An 18475-nucleotide genomic window follows, 5' to 3' on the forward strand; every position below is an offset into this window, starting at 1 on the left:
ATTTACCCACAATAGAATAGCAAAAACCTCTAATGCCAACGACATTAGAGGTTTTTCATTATAATCACTAAAAACGTAAATGATTAATCAACAACTAAAGTACGGCAAGTATTTGTACCACCAGATACAAACTCATCACCTTGAGTTAATAATACTAAGTCGCCAGAAACTAAATAACCTTTTTCTTTCAATAGGTTAATTGCAATTTTTGCTCCTTCAACAGTACGGCTCATCTCTTCAAAATAAACTGGTACTACACCACGATATAATGCACAAAGATTTAACGCACTTTGGTTACGAGAAAGCGCAAAGATTGGTAATCCAGAACTGATACGTGACATTAAACGTGCAGTACGGCCGGTACTTGTCATCGCAATAATTGCTGCAGTGCCTTTCATATGGTTTGCTGCATACATTGCTGACATTGCTACTGATTCTTCAATAGAAGAAAACTCTACATCCATACGGTGGCGAGAAACATTGATGCTTGGCATTTTTTCTGCCCCTAAGCATACTTTAGCCATCGCGGCTACTGTTTCTGATGGATATTGTCCTGCTGCAGTTTCTGCAGATAACATTACTGCATCAGTACCATCTAGTACCGCATTCGCAACGTCCATAACTTCTGCGCGAGTTGGCATTGGATTGCTGATCATAGATTCCATCATTTGTGTTGCTGTAATAACAACTTTATTTAATTGACGTGAACGACGGATAAGTTTCTTTTGTACCCCTACTAATTCAGGGTCACCAATTTCTACCCCTAAATCACCACGTGCAACCATAATAACATCAGATGCTTTAATAATGTCATCGATAGCTTCTGGTGTTGCTACTGTTTCTGCACGTTCTACTTTAGCTACAATTTTGGCATTTAAACCTGCTTCTACTGCTAATTTACGTGCATATTCAATATCTGCACCAGAACGTGGGAAAGAAACGGCAAGATAATCTACACCAATTTTTGCGGCAGTAACGATGTCTGCTTTATCTTTTTCAGTTAATGCATCCGCAGATAAACCACCACCTAATTTATTAATACCCTTATTATTTGATAGTGGACCACCTACAGTCACCTCAGTGAACACTTTTTCACCTTCAGTAGAAAGCACTTTTAGTTGTACTCGTCCGTCATCTAAAAGGAGAATATCACCAGGAACAACATCTTTTGGTAAGTTTTTATAATCTAAACCAACTGATTCTTGTGTACCTTCACCTTTTGGTAATTCAGCATCCAGAACAAATTTATCACCAACGTTTAAGAAGATTTTACCATCTTTAAATGTAGAAACACGAATTTTAGGACCTTGTAAATCACCTAAAATCGCCACTTGTTTACCAAGTTTTTTTGCAACTTCACGTACTTTCGCTGCACGATTAATATGATCTTCTGCAGTACCATGCGAGAAATTCATCCGCACCACATTTGCGCCAGCAGCAATAATTTTTTCTAAATTATTTCCTTTGTCTGTCGCTGGACCTAAAGTGGTAACAATTTTGGTTCTTCTTAGTCTTCTAGACATTAATTACTCCGTAAGATAACAACAATACTTAAAAATTAAACAATTAAAACTTGATAGGAAGAAATAGAGTACTTTTTTAGTAAAGCCCCTATAATAAAACGGTCGGACATTATACGCTGATTTTTGATGTAATGCGAGAGCAACTAACCTAAAAATTTACTGAATCACTGAATAGAGGTAGTGCATATGCACATATTTATAATGCGGCATGGCGAAGCAAGTTTCCATGCATTTACAGATAAAGATCGTCCTTTAACTGCCAGAGGAGAAGATCAAGCTGATGAACAAGGAACATGGCTAAAAAGCCAAACTACTCCAGACTTAATTTTAGTTAGTCCTTATCTTAGAGCACAACAAACTTGCCAATTAGCATCACAATACTTTTCCAAAAAAATTCCTACTGAGACTTGGGATAATCTTACTCCCTATGGCAATGCAGAAATTACGGTGGATTATATTGATACCTTACAGCAACAAGGTATTGATAACTTATTAATCGTTTCTCATTTACCTTTAGTTGATGATATTGTTACAGCACTTGGAGTAAATGATGTTATTGCTTTCCATCCAGCCACAATAGCGAAGATCGAGTATCAAAATGGGAAAGGCGAACTGCTTGAAGTGCATAAAAGTAGCTGTTAATACTACTTCTAATTGACAATCCCAACGGTTATTCAAGATTTCGCCCTACTTAAAAGGGCGAAATCGTAAGGTCAATTTACAGCTACTGTAATCCCGCTTCTAATTTTAATTGTAGTAAACGACGTTCTTCTATTGTTAATGCGCTGCCTTTATGGTTCATCAAAATAAAGAAATCTTCCGCTTTTTCTCCATTAGTTGTAATTTTCGCATTAGCTAAACTCAGCTGCTGTTCGGTAAAAATGTCACTAATCATTGCCAATAATCCAGCACGATCTTTTGTGGTTAATTCAAGCTCTGTCTGCTCTTCTTTTTCTGTATTTAAGAATCGAACTTCTAGTGGCACATTGAAATGCTGTAATTTACTGCTACGACGAGCAGAAGCTGTTGGAATCTTTTTCTCACCTTTTAAGACAGCTGTTAATACTTGGGAAATTTCATCTCGACGAGGTTTGCGCAAAGCACTACCATCCGCTTCCGTTACAATAAAACTATCAAATACTTCTCCACTCGCTGCAGTAATAATTTGTGCATCGTGAATACTCAAATTTTTCGCATCTAACGTTCTCACCACTTTATTAAATAATTGTGGTTGATCCGCACAATAGATAAAAATTTCTGTCGCACCACGCGAAAAACGACTACTTACTAAAACCACCACCTCATTACTTAAATCTTCAATTTGACAAAGATGTTCAGCGTGCCAAGCTAATTGTTTAGACGTATTACGTAAGAAATACTCTTCAGGGCAACGTTGCCATAATTGATTAACATCATTCACCTTAATCTGATACTTCTCAAGCATTGGCTGCATAATATCTAATGCTTTAATTCGATTTTGTAAAATTTGAATACTGTAATCTAAAGGTACAGCAATACCCTGTTCTAACTGTTGTTTCGTATAGCGATACAAGGTTGCTAATAATGTTTTTTTCCAACTATTCCATAAGGTTTCATTAGTTGCACAAATATCTGCTACGGTTAAACACAATAGATAATCTAGGCGAGTTTTATTATTTACAATATTCGCAAAACGGCGAATTTCCGCCGGATCATGAATATCTCTACGTTGTGCAACAATTGACATTTGTAAATGTGATAGCACTAACCATGCCATAAATTCTGCATCTTGCTCACTAAAACCGTGTAAGATGGCAAAATCATACATATCAATCGCACCAAGCTCAGCATGATCACCAGAACGCCCTTTTGCAATATCATGGAACAATGCAGCTAAATAGAGTTGCGGACGCTGAGTTAAGGTTGGATAAATCTGATAGCAAAGTGGATGTGTTTCTGCACATTCCGGTTTAGCAAAACTTTCTAACTTTAATAATAGACGAATCGTGTGTTCATCCACAGTATAAGCATGGAATAAATCAAACTGCATTAAGCCAACAATATGTTTCCATTCTCGTAAATAGGCTCTTAATACACCATAACGGTGCATTGGTGCTATTGCACGTGTAATCGCTTGTGGTTGTTTGAAAATTTGCATGAAATAATCACGTGCTCGGGAATTTTTACTAAGGTACTCGTGTGAATTTAGCAGTGCTAAACGTAATTGTCTTAATGTACTGGAATGGATATAACTTTGTGGATAGCGACACAATTGGAGAAACAATTCTATCATCGTTTCAGGTTCTGTTTGGAATATTTCGTTACATTGTAACTGGATACTATTGTTTACAAGATAGAATGCTGGGCTAATCACAACCTTTTCCGCAGTTTTTGCACAGCTTGGTGATAAAAATTGTTCTTGATAATCTTGCATCAAAACTTCGCTTAACTGAATAATTTGTTGAGAATTGCGAAAATACGCTTTCATCATTTTTTCTACGGCTTGATTACCTTGACCTTGATATCCCAACATTTCACTAATTCTTAGTTGTCGTTCAAACAGTAAACGATTGTCATAACGTTTAATCACCAAATGTAACGCATAACGCAATTTAAATAAGAAGGTTTGGCAATCCAACAAAGCCTGATACTCTTCAGGATAAATAAAACCAAATGTTAATAAGTCATTTAGATTTTTTGCTTTAAAATGACGCCAAGCAATCCAGTATAAAAGGTGTAAATCACGTAATCCACCAGGACTATATTTAATATCAGGCTCTAAGTTATAGGCTGTATTGTGATAACGTTGGTAACGTTCATTTTTTTCTGCTTGTTTTGCCACGAAAAAGTCTTTGATTGACCAAAAATCATCCTGATAAATAGCTTGAGTTAATTTATCAAATAGTTGCTGGTTACCTGTTAAAAAACGGGACTCCAATAAGTTAGTCGCAATACTGATATCATTTTTCCCCTCTTCTAAGCATTGAGCTAGAGTTCGAATACTATGTCCCACCTCAAAATGGCAGTCCCATAAAAATTGAATAAATTCTGCTATTTTTTGTTCTAATTCGGCTGATAGAGGTTCAGAAGATAAAATTAAAAAATCTAAATCAGAAAGCGGGAACATCTCTTCTCGACCATATCCACCCACGGCAATTAATGATAGCGTTGGTTGTTGATCGAACTGAAAATGTTTCCATAATGCTAATAATAGTTGATCATAAAGATGGCTACGCTGACTAATTAATTGATAGATATCAATGTCTTGTGAGAATTGTTGTAATTCTTGCTCTTTTAATTCAGTAAATAATTGACGAACATTTGTTGGCGTGAAGGTATCATTTTCTAATTGTGATAAAGTGAATTGAGTTTGCATAATCTTCCTGTATTTTGCTTTATTGTCTTACTCGATTAACTTATTCTTTTTCCAATAAAAAAGCGACTTTTTCTTTTCAGTTAAAGTCGCTTTTTTCAGCAATTAGTTATTTATCATTATACGTTGAATGCGATCGAGCTCTTCATCTCGGATAGTCAAAATTTCACATCCATTTTCTGTGACTACGATTTGATGCTCATATTGTGCAGAATGGCTACGGTCTTTAGTTTTTACTGTCCAACCATCTCCCATTAAACGAATTTCTTTCTTACCCGCATTTACCATTGGTTCAATCGTAAATACCATCCCTGGTTGTAACACAACGCCACCATCATCTGCATAATAGTGCAATACTTGTGGTTCACAATGGAACTCTGTACCCACGCCATGACCACAATATTCGCGTACTACTGAAAATCCTTGCTTTTCAACAAATTGTTGAATAACTCGACCAATTTCATTAAGACGAATACCTGGTTTTACTGTACGTAATGCAAGATAAAGTGATTCTTGGGTAACTTCACACAATTTCTTACTACGAATAGGTGCTTCTCCAACAATATACATTTTGGAATTATCACCAAAATAACCATCTTTAATCACAGTAACATCAATATTTAAAATGTCACCTTCTTTCAATTTTTTATCATCACTAGGAATACCATGACAGACAACTTCATTAATTGAAATACAAACTGATTTTGGGAAACCATGATAATTTAAGCAAGCAGGAATAGCTTTTTGTTCATTCACAATATAATCATGACAAATACGATCTAATTCACCTGTTGTTACGCCTGCTTTTACATAAGGTTCAATCATTACTAATACATCAGAGGCTAATTTACACGCCACTCTTAATTTTTCAATTTCTTCTTCTGTTCTCAATGGAATTGCCATTTTTTTCTCCAATTCATTTTTATTTTTGACGCAATATAATAACACCATTTACTATCTAATAAAAAACCTTTCCAGGAAATTGTTGAACGATTTACTAGGTTATTAGATAATAGCTTGTACTATGTTTTTGTGGGATTTATTGATAGGAGTTTAGAATGAGTGATATGTCAATCCCTCTTACTTTCACTGATGCAGCAGCCAAAAAAGTAAAACACTTAATCGAAGGTGAAGACAATCCAAATTTAAAATTAAGAGTGTATATTACTGGTGGTGGTTGTAGTGGATTCCAATACGGTTTTACTTTTGATGAAAATGTGAACGAAGGTGACTTAACCATTGATAATTCAGGAGTAACTCTTGTTGTTGATCCAATGAGTTTACAATATTTAATCGGAGGGACCGTAGATTATACTGAAGGTTTAGAAGGCTCGAGATTTATTGTGAATAATCCAAATGCAACGACAACTTGTGGTTGCGGATCCTCTTTCAGTATCTAATTACCAATAAAGGCTATCAAAGATAGCCTTTAATTTATCTTAATTATGAGGTGGCAAGATGGAATTTCAATTTTATCGACTTGATCGACAAACTGTAAATGTAAGCTGTTCTATGGAACATGAAGCTGTGGCACGTTGGGCTAATAATGAGATACAGGGCGATTTAAAGAAAATTAAAGAAATTCTTGTTATTCTGAAACAGTGCCAAACCACACCACACACAGTAGATAAAATTATTACCGGCAAAGAATTTTCTTTGCATATCAATCGCGACGAAGTGATGGTAAAGGCCAATATCTTATTTGATGAAAATCTTTCAGATGAAATATTAGAAGACGACCTTCAATTTTATGACGAAGAAAATATGGCATTATGTGGTTTAGAAGATTTTATTCATTTTCTTAATGAATATTGTCAATTTATTCAAGAGTAAAATTTAAACAAAAATTTGCTTTATATTTAAGCACTTATATTGCATAAATGTAACATTTGCAATTTTTTCTGCGATTACGATCACATTATTGAACATTACTTCCCTTTTGTTTTTGAAGTCTAAGTTTCATTTAACTATTATACCCGCCGCCAAAGAGCAATAATTATTTATTAATAAAACAATTTAAAAGGTGTGTGTATGTTAAATGAGCAAACTATGGATTCTGCACGTCCTGTAGCAGAACAGTCTAAACGTTGGAATAAATTTGATATCGCTTGGATTTTAAATTTATTTGGCACTGCTGTTGGTGCAGGCGTCTTATTTTTACCAATTAATGCAGGCAAAGGCGGTTTTTGGCCACTAGTACTGATGATAATTATCGTCGGCCCGATGACCTATTTTGCACATCGTGGATTAGCAAGATTTGTTCTCTCTTCTGCTAAACCGGGTAGTGATATTACAGAGGTCGTTGAAGAACATTTTGGTAAAACAGCTGGAAAATTGATTACCCTACTCTACTTCTTCGCAATTTTTCCAATTCTATTAATTTATGGTAATGGTATTACTAATACCGTTGATTCATTTATTGTGAATCAATTACATCTTGATTCTCCACCACGTTTCTTACTCTCTTTGATCTTAATTGGTGGTTTAATTGGCATTTTCTTACTTGGTGAGAAAGTCGTATTAAAAGTGACAGAATGGTTAGTTTATCCATTAGTGTTTATTCTATTTGCATTATCTATTTACTTAATTCCTGAATGGAATACCAGTATGTTGCAAGAAATGCCAACAACTAGCGAATTTTTCTTAACACTCTGGATCACAATTCCTGTATTAGTCTTTTCTTTCAACCACTCTCCAGCAATTTCCTCATTTGTGCTATCTCAACAACGCCACTATAAATTTACTGATGTGGCGGAACATCACGCAAGTAAAACACTAAAAGGAACAGCGACAATCTTATTACTTTTCGTAATGTTTTTTGTGTTTAGTTGTGTTTTAACACTTACTCCAGAAGACCTCGCATTAGCTAAACAACAAAATATTGCAATTTTGTCTTTCTTAGCAAATAAATTTGATAATCCTTATATCTCTTATCTTGGCCCATTGGTTGCTTTCTTAGCGATAACCAGTTCATTCTTTGGACACTATATGGGGGCTCGTGAAGGATTAGTCGGTCTTTATACCAAAATCAAAGGTGATCAAGCACAATCAGCTTCAGTAAATTCACGTCGCTTAAATTTAGTTGCTGCACTCTTTTTCCTAATTACACTCTGGATTGTCGCAATCATTAATCCAAGTATTTTAGGTTTGATTGAATCTCTTGGTGGCCCAATTATTGCGATGATCCTGTTTATTATGCCAATGTATGCCATCAGACGTATCCCTGCAATGCAACGTTATCGTGGTAAATGGAGTAATCTATTTGTAGTCATTATGGGTTGTGTCGCAATTTCTAATATTGTGTATAACCTTATCGCTTAACTAAGCCAATAATTTTAGCTAAAATCTGCATTCGCCTTAGGTACACTACCTAAGGCATATTTCATATTAATAATAAAAACAAATTCGTGAGTATTTATGATTAGTGTTTTTGAAATGTATAAAATTGGCATTGGTCCTTCTAGTTCACATACCGTTGGACCAATGAAGGCGGGTAAACAATTTATTGATCAATTAGTTGCAAGTAATAAACTCGCTGAAATCACTCATTTACATATTGATGTTTATGGTTCACTCTCTATGACTGGGCGTGGCCATAATACAGATATTGCAATTATTATGGGGCTTGCTGGTTATTTACCAGATAATGTCGATATCGATCAAATTCCGGTTTTTGTTGAACAATTAAAACAGCAAAAACAATTTCCTTTAGCACTAGCAACCCATACCATTCCATTCGATTTTTACCAAGATATGGAATTCCATTCTACATTTTTACCATTACATGAAAATGGAATGACAATTAGTGCTTATCACCAAAATCAGTTAATTAAGCGTGAAACCTACTACTCTATTGGTGGTGGATTTATTGTTGATGAAGCACATTTCAATCAACAGCAAACGACAGAAACTAATGTACCTTTTCCTTATAAAAATGCGGCTGATTTAATTCACCATTGCCGTGAAAATGGTTTGGCAATTTCTGGGGTAATGTTGCGTAATGAACGCGCATTACATACAAAAGAAGCGTTAAATGAACACCTTAGCAAGGTATGGCAAACAATGGAAGCCTGTATTCAACACGGTCTTTATACAGATGGATTACTTCCTGGCCCATTAAAAGTACCTCGTCGTGCTGCAAGTTTACGCCGCTTATTAGAAGCAAATAACTCTCTTTCTAGTGATCCAATGAAAGTGATCGACTGGATTAATATGTACGCATTAGCAGTCAATGAAGAGAATGCAGCTGGTGGTCGTGTTGTTACCGCACCAACTAATGGTGCTTGCGGTATCGTCCCTGCTGTATTGGCGTATTATCAAAAATTTATTGCTCCGATTACTGATGAAGTAAGAGATTGTTATTTACTTACCACCAGTGCAATTGGTTCATTTTATAAAATGAATGCCTCTATTTCAGGTGCTGAAGTCGGTTGCCAAGGTGAAGTAGGCGTTGCTTGTTCTATGGCTGCTGCTGGATTAACTGAAATTATGGGCGGTACACCAGAACAAGTCTGTATGGCGGCAGAAATTGCAATGGAACACAATCTTGGTTTAACCTGTGATCCTGTTGGTGGTCAAGTCCAAGTACCTTGTATTGAACGTAATGCGATTGCTGCAGTAAAAGCGATTAATGCAAGCCGTATGGCGTTACGTCGTAACACTCAACCACGTGTCACGTTAGATAAAGTGATCGAAACCATGTATGAAACAGGTAAAGATATGAATGCCAAATATCGTGAAACATCACAGGGTGGTTTAGCAATTAAAGTCATTTGCAATTAAAAACTAAAGGGAGCAACTCATTTGCTCCCTTCTTCCTTCATTAAACCTGACTAAGATAATAAGCAATTTTTCTCACCACGAGAAAGACTAATTAAACCAGAACGAACCACTTCAATAATTGAGGTTTCAGCTTTTACTGCTCGGATAAATGCATCTAATTTCTCACTATCACCACTCAACTGAACAGTATAAGTTTTTGGCGTAATATCGACAATTTGTCCACGATAAATATCCGCCATTCGTTTAATCTCTTCTCTGGTTGCACCTTGTGCTTTTACTTTAATCAATAAAATTTCACGCTCAACATGTTCAACATCACTTAAATTAATGACACGATAAACATCAATTAATTTATGTAATTGCTTTTCAATTTGTTCTAACACTTGTTCATCACCATACGCTTCTATTGTCATACGAGAAAGTGTTGGATCATCAGTTGGTGCTACAGTCAAACTTTCGATATTAAATGCCCGTTGTGAAAATAATCCGATAACTCGTGATAATGCACCAGATTCATTTTCTAATAATACTGATAAAATTCTACGCATTATGATCTCTCCGTTCTGCTTAAATACATTTCATTCATTGCTCCACCCCGTACTTGCATTGGGTACACGTGTTCTGTTTCATCAACTTTAATATCAACAAAAACAACACGATCTTTAATAGCAAGGGCTTCGGCTAATTTTTGTTCTAATTCATCTGGTGTATTAATTTGCATACCTATATGCCCATAGGCTTCTGCAAGTTTGACAAAATCAGGTAAAGAATCCATATAGGATTGTGAATGGCGTCCTGCGTAGATAATATCTTGCCACTGTTTCACCATACCTAAGAAGCGGTTATTTAAACTCACTACAATAATTGGAATACCATATTGTTTTGCAGTAGAAAGTTCTTGGATATTCATCTGAATACTACCATCACCAGTAACACAAACAACTGTAGCTTCTGGATGAGCAAGTTTTACACCTAATGCAGCAGGCAAACCAAATCCCATCGTACCTAAGCCACCCGAATTAATCCAATGACGTGGTTTAGCAAAAGGATAATGTAATGCAGCAAACATTTGGTGTTGTCCTACATCCGAAGCAATATAAGCATCGCTATGGGTTAAACGATATAAGGTTTCTATCACTTGCTGTGGCTTGATCACATTACTATTGGTTTCATAACTCAAACATTTTTTCTCTTGCCATTGATGAATTTGTTTCCACCAATCTGCTAACTGTTGTTGTGCTTTCGCTACATCATCTTCAGTTAATAAGGCTAAGAACTCATCTAACACCATTTCTGCATCACCAACAATTGGAATATTAGCAATCACATTTTTTGAGATAGAAGTTGGGTCAATATCAATATGGATAACTTGTGCATTTGGGCAATATTTTGCCAAATTATTGGTGGTACGATCATCAAATCTTACGCCAATACCAATAATTAAATCACTGTTATGCATTGCATTATTAGCTTCATAAGTACCGTGCATTCCTAACATACCGAGGAATTGTGGATCCTGTCCTGGGAAACCACCCAATCCCATTAACGAAGCTGTCACCGGAAGATTTAAATGATGAGCAAATTGTGTTACCTTTTCTGCGCAATTTGCTGTAATAACACCACCACCAATAAATAACACTGGACGTTTCGCCACTTGAATGGCTTTTAGTGCTTTTTTAATCTGTCCTTTATGCCCATGCAATGTTGGATTATAAGAACGTAAATGCACTTCATCTGGATAACTATAATTATATTTAATGCTTGGATTCAAAATATCTTTTGGTAAATCAATTACTACTGGGCCAGGACGACCAGTTGAAGCAATATAAAATGCTTTTTTCATTACCATTGGAATATCTTCTGCTTTTTTAATTAAGAAGCTATGCTTTACAACAGGACGAGAGATCCCCACCATATCGCACTCTTGGAACGCATCGCTACCAATTAAATTTCCCATTACTTGCCCTGATAACACCACTAATGGTACAGAATCCATATAAGCGGTTGCAATCCCAGTAATGGTATTGGTTGCACCTGGACCAGAAGTAATTAAGACACACCCAACTTTTCCTGTTGAACGTGCATAACCATCTGCCATATGCACAGCACCTTGTTCATGACGAACTAAAATATGTTCTATACCGCCAAGCGTATGAATTGCATCATAAATATCAAGCACCGAACCGCCCGGATAGCCAAATAAATACTCCACACCTTGATCTCGTAATGACTGCACCACCATTTCGGCGCCAGATAATTTTTTCATCTTTGTTCTCCAAGTTATTATTATTAATAATCTTGGTTACTATTTTTACTGCAACTTAGATAGCTTGTCCATAGCTATTTTTTATGTGATACACATCAAATTTAGAATTTAATTCTAACAAATAATAATTTTTCAATATTAAATAAAAATTCTTGTCGTAAAGATAAAAAAAATACAGCAACAAGCCGTATTTTATAAAATATAATTTTTTATTAGATTTATCCTAAATTGGACTGGCGTGATCTAAAAATAAACAATAATACAGCTAAAACCACTGCAGTAGTCACAAATCCTAGCGTTGCTGAACTAGTAAATCCTAAACAAATAAATCCAACAAAAGAAGCAACTGCAACCACTATCGCATAAGGTAATTGTGTGGTTACATGATCGATATGATTACATTGTGCGCCTGTTGAAGAAAGAATAGTGGTATCTGATACAGGAGAACAGTGGTCACCACAAACAGCCCCAGCCATCACTGCTGATAAACATGGTAGCATTAATGAAGGCTCTGCATTAGCTGCCATCGCTGCTGCAATTGGTAACATAATACCAAATGTTCCCCAACTGGTACCGGTTGAGAACGCCATTACAATAGCAAGTACAAATAACAATGCCGGTAATAATTGAGTCATCATATTACCGCTGACTAAGCTCGCTAAATATTTACCCGTATTCACATCCCCAACAATGGTATTAATCGTCCAAGCAAAGAATAAAATAGTAATCGCACCAGACATTGATTTAAAACCAAGTAAAATTGCTTTGATATAGTTTTCTGGACTAATTCGATTAATAATAAAGAGTGATGCAACAGCAAAAGAAGTTAAACTACCAAATACTAATGAAATACCAACCGTTGTATTTTCAAATGCTCCTAATACTGAAAATCCTTGACCATTTTCCGCTAAAGCTTCATAACCGGTGTACATCATCATCGCGACTGTACTAATAATTAATACAATAATTGGAATAATCAATCCGCTTACACTACCTTGATTATTATCATCAACCGTATTCACTTCTTTGTCTACTGCTTCTATTGCTTTACGTTCATGTTTCGCCATTGAGCCAATATCAAATGAAAAATAAGCCACAAAGAACACTGTAAATAATGCAAATAACGCATAATAATTCATTGAGCTCATTGCAACGAAAGCCCCCATTGGTGAATAATCTGCAATTGCGTGGGTTGCTAATAATCCAGCAACCAGTGTCATAATATAAGCCCCCCAACTAGAAATTGGCATCAATACACACATCGGCGCGGCGGTAGAATCAAGAATATAGGCTAATTTAGCACGGGAAACTTTAAATTTATCTGTAACAGGACGAGCAATAGCACCTACGGCAAGGCTATGGAAATAATCGTCAATAAAAGTGAAAAATACTAAACAAGCTGTTAATAATTTTGCCCCACGTCTTCCTTTAATATGTCTTTGTGCCCAAACAGCAAAAGCTTGATTACTTCCAGACGCACTTAATAATGAAGTTAATGCACCAAGCATTAATAAGAAAATAATAATACTGACATTATTACGATTAATACCTTCTTCACCATATACTAAAGATAGGACACTATTTTTAATATAAATCACAGCATTCAATGGATTTCCCGCTGTTAGCATGACTGCACCAACAATGATCCCAATACTTAATGATAACAATACCTTACGTGTTATCATTGCTAATGTTAAAGCTAATAACGGCGGAATAACCGATACAATTGATGAAGAATAATCAACAAGTTCCATACGCTAACCTAATTAAATTAAGAGAAGAGTCTAGCGAGTTATTTAGCGAAGAAAGGTTTCACAAAAAGGAAGGATAATAGGATTAACCACCCTAACTCGTAGCGCTCCATAGTTAAACAAATAATGACTATGACAGTATCGTCCCTTTCGGCAACGATCCCAACCAATCAAGATGACGCTTGATCGATTTCGGCGGTTATTCCTTTCCCTTCTTATCAACGTAGTCAACTCAAAGAAGATACTTATAATAATCGCACCTCTACTTCAGGTGGCTAAAAGATACAACAAGTGATAAAAAAAGCAAGTATTTTAAATTAATATTTTAATTAAATATTAATATTCATATTTACTTTTAAATTATTTTCGTTAAAATCTTTTTGTATTTTTATTAAGTATATAATCTGTAGCAACATTTATGGGGAGATTATTAATGGAAGAATTATTAAAAACGTTAAATAATATTCGTTCTTTACGTCTTTTAGCAAAAGAAATTCCTTTAGAACAATTAGAAACTATCTTCAAAAAATTTGAACTTGTTGTTCAAGAAAGAAAAGAAGAAGAAGAAGCACAACAACTTGTCTTAGCGGCTCATCAAGAAAAAATTGAAAAATATAAAGAATTACTCAAATCTGAAGGTATCTCTCCTGAAGAGTTACTTGAAGTAATGAATTTACATCGTTTCAATCCGTCTCAACATAAAAAACGTGCTCCTCGTCCAGCAAAATATAAATATACAGATTTAGATGGCTCACAAAAAACTTGGACTGGTCAAGGTAGAACACCAAAAGCAATTCAAATTCAACTTGATAAAGGTGCCACTTTAGAAAGTTTTGAAATTTAATCTACTGTTATAAAAACCTATTCAGTAAATTCTGAATAGGTTTTTTCTTTTTCGGTTGAGGAATAATTTTTCTCTTATCTATTTAATTAAAAATATATTATTTTTACTTTATTTAAAATAAGGTCTGATTAAAGCATCACCTTACTGTACAAAAAATATAATAGATTGATTTATATACATATTCCTAATTGCTATATTAGGATTTTCCCTTAATGCAGACTTTTTAAGCTATCAGTTAGCCTTGTCATTTTTTTCTCATTTAGAAATCTTTTACAGATTAATAAGTTAGTTTTTGTCAATTATACATCTCTCATTTCTAAAAATTTTTCTGCTTGAGTTTTTGCCCAAACACATTATATTGGTGCAAAAATTTTTCTAAAATACTATATATTGTGTTAGGGGCTTTTTAATGAATACATCACTTCGAGTTACTAAGCGAGATGGTCGTTTAGAGCCAATCGATTTAGACAAAATCCACCGTGTGATTACCTGGGCTGCAGAAGGCTTAGATAATGTTTCAGTTTCACAAGTAGAATTACGCTCTCATATTCAATTCTACGAAGGAATCAAAACATCTGATATTCATGAAACAATAATTAAATCTGCTGCAGATTTAATTAGTAAAGATACCCCTGATTACCAATACCTCGCAGCACGTTTAGCCATTTTCCATTTACGTAAAAAAGCGTTTGGTCATTTTGAGCCACCACGTTTATATGAACAAGTGAAAAGACTTGTACGCATGGGGAAATATGATGCTTCATTATTAGTAGATTATTCACGTGAAGAGTGGGATGAAATGGATACCTATCTTGACCACTGGCGTGATATGACTTTTTCTTATGCTGCAGTAAAACAATTAGAAGGTAAATACCTAGTTCAAAATCGTGTTACAGGTGAAATTTATGAATCTGCACAATTTCTCTATATTTTAGTTGCAGCTTGTTTATTTGCGCAGTATCCAAAAGAAACTCGTTTGAGTTATATCAAACGTTTCTATGATGCAACATCAACATTTAAAATTTCATTACCAACACCAATTATGGCTGGGGTTCGTACTCCAACACGTCAATTCAGTTCTTGTGTCTTAATTGAATGTGATGACAGCTTAGATTCAATTAATGCTACTTCTGCTGCGATTGTTAAATATGTTTCACAACGTGCTGGTATTGGGGTGAATGCAGGCGCTATTCGTGCATTAGGTAGCCCAATCCGTAATGGTGAAGCATTCCATACAGGTTGTATTCCTTTTTATAAACATTTCCAAACTGCGGTGAAATCTTGTTCACAAGGTGGTGTTCGTGGGGGTGCAGCAACCGTTTATTACCCGATTTGGCATTTAGAAGTTGAAAGCTTATTGGTATTAAAGAACAATCGTGGTGTAGAAGATAACCGCGTCCGTCATATGGATTATGGGGTACAAATTAATAAACTTATGTATCAGCGCTTGATTAAAGGTGCAGATATTACTTTATTCAGCCCATCTGATGTACCGGGACTTTATGCTGCATTCTTTGCTGATCAAGAAAAATTTGAACAACTTTATCTACAATATGAACAAGATCCTGCCATCCGTAAACGTAGTGTTAAAGCAGTAGAGTTATTCTCATTATTAATGCAAGAACGAGCATCAACTGGGCGTATTTATATTCAAAATGTGGATCACTGTAATACTCACTCACCATTTGATCCTGCAGTAGCACCAGTGCGTCAATCTAACCTTTGTTTAGAAATTGCTCTGCCAACAAAACCATTACAACATATCCATGATGAAAATGGTGAAATTGCACTTTGTACATTATCTGCATTCAATTTAGGTGCGATTGAAAACCTTGATGAATTAGAAGATTTGGCAGATTTAGCTGTGCGTGCTTTGGATGCACTTCTCGATTATCAAAATTATCCAATTAAAGCTGCGAAAATTGGCTCTATGGGACGCCGTTCTTTAGGAATTGGCGTGATTAACTATGCTTATTATTTGGCGAAAAATGGCGTACGTTATTCTGATGGTTCAGCAAATGATTTGACTCACCGTACCTTTGAAGCAATTCAATATTACTTATTGAAAGCTTCTAATCGTTTAGCTAAAGAGTTTGGTCCATGTAACTTCTTTAATGAAACCAATTACGCAAAAGGAATTTTACCGATTGATACCTATAAAAAAGATGTGGATCAATTAACTAAAGAGCCTTTGCATTATGATTGGGAAACATTACGCCAAGAGATTAAAGAGTTTGGTTTACGTAATTCAACATTAACTGCATTGATGCCGTCAGAAACATCATCGCAAATTTCTAACGCCACCAACGGTATCGAGCCACCTCGTGGTTACGTCAGTATTAAGGCTTCAAAAGACGGTATCTTACGTCAAGTTGTACCTGATTATGAAAATTTAAGCGATAAATATGAATTACTTTGGGATATTCCAGGTAATGATGGTTACTTACATCTTGTTGCGATTATGCAAAAATTTGTGGATCAAGCAATTTCAGCAAATACTAATTACGATCCTCAACGCTTTGAAGATGGTAAAGTACCAATGAAGCAATTATTAAAAGATCTATTAACTGCATATAAATATGGTTTAAAAACACTTTACTATCAAAATACCCGTGATGGTGCAGAAGATAGTCAAGAGGATCTTGATGACGGCTGTGCTGGCGGTGCTTGTAAAATCTAATCAATAAAAGGTCAGTATCACTGACCTTTTTACTGTATTTAATCGAATATTGAGGAAAAACTGATGGCATACACCACCTTTTCACAACACAAAAATGATCAGCTCAAAGAACCAATGTTCTTTGGTCAAAATGTTAATGTGGCACGCTATGATCAACAAAAATATGAAACGTTTGAAAAATTAATTGAGAAACAACTCTCTTTCTTCTGGCGTCCAGAAGAAGTGGATGTTTCACAGGATCGTATCGACTATCAAGCGTTACCTGAACATGAAAAACATATTTTTATTAGTAACTTAAAATATCAAACTTTATTAGATTCAATTCAAGGTCGTAGCCCAAATGTGGCGTTATTGCCGTTGGTTTCCATTCCTGAATTAGAAACTTGGATAGAAACTTGGACTTTCTCAGAAACGATTCACTCGCGTTCTTACACCCATATTATCCGTAATATCGTCAACGATCCGTCTATTGTGTTTGATGATATTGTAACTAACCAAGAAATTATTAAACGAGCAAGAGATATTTCTGCATATTATGATGATTTAATTCGTGATTCACAGCTCTACTCACTTTATGGTGAAGGGACTTACACCGTAGATGGGAAACAGTGTACTGTGACTTTACGCAATTTAAAACGTCAATTATACCTTTGTTTAATGAGTGTTAATGCGTTAGAAGCAATCCGTTTCTATGTTTCATTCGCCTGCTCTTTTGCATTTGCTGAACGTAAATTAATGGAAGGAAATGCGAAAATTATCAAATTCATTGCACGTGATGAAGCATTACATTTAACCGGTACTCAACACATCCTGAATATTATGGCAGCTGGACAAGATGATCCTGAAATGGCAGAGATTGTCGAAGAGTGTCAACAAGAAGCTTACGATCTCTTTGTTGCAGCAGCAGAACAAGAAAAAGAGTGGGCAAATTACTTATTTAAAGATGGCTCGATGATTGGTTTAAATAAAGATATTCTTTGTCAATATGTAGAATATATTACCAACATTCGTATGCAAGCTGTGGGTTTACCGCTACCATTTGCAACACGCTCTAATCCAATTCCATGGATTAGTGCTTGGTTAGTTTCAGATAATGTTCAAGTTGCACCGCAAGAAGTAGAAGTAAGCTCTTATCTTGTTGGTCAAATTGATTCTAAAGTCGATGTAGATGATTTTGAGGATTTTAAACTTTAATCCTATCTTCTGATAAAGGCGTAGTATTACGCCTTTATCTCAGTTTAATGACAAAGTCTATTCAATATTTTTTAGATATTTTT

The 18475-nt window shown here is 35.3% G+C and carries 14 protein-coding genes and 1 riboswitch; of the genes, 8 read left to right on the plus strand and 6 right to left on the minus strand.

What is annotated here, in order from left to right:
• Positions 1-83: 83 nt before the first annotated feature.
• Positions 84-1523 carry a pyruvate kinase gene (gene pyk, locus PF272_RS00560; RefSeq protein WP_271141241.1) on the minus strand — a complete coding sequence of 480 codons (1440 nt, stop codon included), beginning with the start codon at positions 1521-1523 and terminating at the stop codon, positions 84-86.
• A 186-nt stretch (positions 1524-1709) separates the two neighbouring features.
• Here pyk and sixA point away from each other — a divergent pair, with 186 nt between their 5' ends.
• Positions 1710-2165, plus strand: a complete 456-nt coding sequence (gene sixA, locus PF272_RS00565) for a phosphohistidine phosphatase SixA (RefSeq protein WP_271141242.1) — start codon at positions 1710-1712, stop codon at positions 2163-2165.
• Between the two features lie 82 nt (positions 2166-2247).
• On the opposite strand, the gene glnD is transcribed toward sixA, so the two are convergent.
• Both glnD and map read right to left on the minus strand, forming a co-directional pair.
• Positions 2248-4878, minus strand: a complete 2631-nt coding sequence (glnD, locus tag PF272_RS00570; RefSeq protein WP_271141243.1) for a bifunctional uridylyltransferase/uridylyl-removing protein GlnD — start codon at positions 4876-4878, stop codon at positions 2248-2250.
• 102 nt (positions 4879-4980) lie between these two features.
• On the minus strand, positions 4981-5826 hold the full coding sequence (map, locus tag PF272_RS00575; protein WP_082985612.1) for a type I methionyl aminopeptidase: 846 nt from the start codon (positions 5824-5826) through the stop codon (positions 4981-4983).
• A gap of 107 nt (positions 5827-5933) precedes the next feature.
• Here map and erpA point away from each other — a divergent pair, with 107 nt between their 5' ends.
• The 4 genes from erpA to PF272_RS00595 all read left to right on the plus strand — a co-directional run bounded on the left by erpA (position 5934) and on the right by PF272_RS00595 (position 9657).
• Positions 5934-6275: an iron-sulfur cluster insertion protein ErpA gene (erpA, locus tag PF272_RS00580; protein WP_065234622.1), complete on the plus strand. Its 342-nt coding sequence runs from the start codon at positions 5934-5936 to the stop codon at positions 6273-6275.
• 58 nt (positions 6276-6333) lie between these two features.
• On the plus strand, positions 6334-6708 hold the full coding sequence (locus PF272_RS00585; protein WP_271141244.1) for a YacL family protein: 375 nt from the start codon (positions 6334-6336) through the stop codon (positions 6706-6708).
• Between the two features lie 198 nt (positions 6709-6906).
• On the plus strand, positions 6907-8196 hold the full coding sequence (locus tag PF272_RS00590) for a serine/threonine transporter (protein WP_271141245.1): 1290 nt from the start codon (positions 6907-6909) through the stop codon (positions 8194-8196).
• A 96-nt stretch (positions 8197-8292) separates the two neighbouring features.
• The gene (locus tag PF272_RS00595) at positions 8293-9657 is read left to right on the plus strand and encodes an L-serine ammonia-lyase (protein ID WP_271141246.1); all 1365 of its coding nucleotides are present in this window, start codon (positions 8293-8295) and stop codon (positions 9655-9657) included.
• 50 nt (positions 9658-9707) lie between these two features.
• Here PF272_RS00595 and ilvN read toward each other — a convergent pair whose 3' ends face one another.
• From ilvN to PF272_RS00610, 3 genes are all read right to left on the minus strand, one after another.
• Positions 9708-10205: an acetolactate synthase small subunit gene (gene ilvN / locus PF272_RS00600; protein ID WP_271141247.1), complete on the minus strand. Its 498-nt coding sequence runs from the start codon at positions 10203-10205 to the stop codon at positions 9708-9710.
• Positions 10205-11923: an acetolactate synthase 3 large subunit gene (locus PF272_RS00605; protein WP_271141248.1), complete on the minus strand. Its 1719-nt coding sequence runs from the start codon at positions 11921-11923 to the stop codon at positions 10205-10207. The genes ilvN and PF272_RS00605 overlap by 1 nt, the downstream gene beginning before the upstream one ends.
• 218 nt (positions 11924-12141) lie before the next feature.
• On the minus strand, positions 12142-13677 hold the full coding sequence (locus PF272_RS00610) for a Na+/H+ antiporter NhaC family protein (protein WP_271141249.1): 1536 nt from the start codon (positions 13675-13677) through the stop codon (positions 12142-12144).
• Positions 13678-13768: 91 nt separating this feature from the next.
• A riboswitch (Lysine riboswitch) is annotated at positions 13769-13947 on the minus strand.
• 160 nt (positions 13948-14107) lie between these two features.
• On the opposite strand from PF272_RS00610, the gene PF272_RS00615 reads away from it, so the two are divergent.
• The 3 genes from PF272_RS00615 to nrdB all read left to right on the plus strand — a co-directional run bounded on the left by PF272_RS00615 (position 14108) and on the right by nrdB (position 18392).
• Positions 14108-14518, plus strand: a complete 411-nt coding sequence (locus PF272_RS00615) for an H-NS family histone-like protein (RefSeq protein WP_065234615.1) — start codon at positions 14108-14110, stop codon at positions 14516-14518.
• Positions 14519-14927: 409 nt separating this feature from the next.
• Positions 14928-17198: a class 1a ribonucleoside-diphosphate reductase subunit alpha gene (gene nrdA, locus PF272_RS00620; protein ID WP_065234614.1), complete on the plus strand. Its 2271-nt coding sequence runs from the start codon at positions 14928-14930 to the stop codon at positions 17196-17198.
• A gap of 63 nt (positions 17199-17261) precedes the next feature.
• Complete coding sequence (gene nrdB / locus PF272_RS00625) at positions 17262-18392, plus strand: class Ia ribonucleoside-diphosphate reductase subunit beta (protein ID WP_271141250.1); 1131 nt, start codon at positions 17262-17264, stop codon at positions 18390-18392.
• Positions 18393-18475: the final 83 nt, after the last annotated feature.

The sequence above is a fragment of the Gallibacterium faecale genome (genome assembly GCF_027920745.1).
GTDB lineage: Bacteria > Pseudomonadota > Gammaproteobacteria > Enterobacterales > Pasteurellaceae > Gallibacterium > Gallibacterium faecale.

What these genes read in the sequence shown, in the direction of transcription:
- PF272_RS00610 (WP_271141249.1), bottom strand. Translation starts at nt 13,677, where the DNA reads ATGGAACTTGTTGATTATTCTTCATCAATTGTATCGGTTATTCCGCCG.
- PF272_RS00615 (WP_065234615.1), top strand. Translation starts at nt 14,108, where the DNA reads ATGGAAGAATTATTAAAAACGTTAAATAATATTCGTTCTTTACGTCTT.
- ilvN (WP_271141247.1), bottom strand. Translation starts at nt 10,205, where the DNA reads ATGCGTAGAATTTTATCAGTATTATTAGAAAATGAATCTGGTGCATTA.
- nrdB (WP_271141250.1), top strand. Translation starts at nt 17,262, where the DNA reads ATGGCATACACCACCTTTTCACAACACAAAAATGATCAGCTCAAAGAA.
- PF272_RS00605 (WP_271141248.1), bottom strand. Translation starts at nt 11,923, where the DNA reads ATGAAAAAATTATCTGGCGCCGAAATGGTGGTGCAGTCATTACGAGAT.
- pyk (WP_271141241.1), bottom strand. Translation starts at nt 1,523, where the DNA reads ATGTCTAGAAGACTAAGAAGAACCAAAATTGTTACCACTTTAGGTCCA.
- PF272_RS00590 (WP_271141245.1), top strand. Translation starts at nt 6,907, where the DNA reads ATGTTAAATGAGCAAACTATGGATTCTGCACGTCCTGTAGCAGAACAG.
- sixA (WP_271141242.1), top strand. Translation starts at nt 1,710, where the DNA reads ATGCACATATTTATAATGCGGCATGGCGAAGCAAGTTTCCATGCATTT.
- nrdA (WP_065234614.1), top strand. Translation starts at nt 14,928, where the DNA reads ATGAATACATCACTTCGAGTTACTAAGCGAGATGGTCGTTTAGAGCCA.
- map (WP_082985612.1), bottom strand. Translation starts at nt 5,826, where the DNA reads ATGGTGTTATTATATTGCGTCAAAAATAAAAATGAATTGGAGAAAAAA.
- PF272_RS00585 (WP_271141244.1), top strand. Translation starts at nt 6,334, where the DNA reads ATGGAATTTCAATTTTATCGACTTGATCGACAAACTGTAAATGTAAGC.
- PF272_RS00595 (WP_271141246.1), top strand. Translation starts at nt 8,293, where the DNA reads ATGATTAGTGTTTTTGAAATGTATAAAATTGGCATTGGTCCTTCTAGT.
- erpA (WP_065234622.1), top strand. Translation starts at nt 5,934, where the DNA reads ATGAGTGATATGTCAATCCCTCTTACTTTCACTGATGCAGCAGCCAAA.
- glnD (WP_271141243.1), bottom strand. Translation starts at nt 4,878, where the DNA reads ATGCAAACTCAATTCACTTTATCACAATTAGAAAATGATACCTTCACG.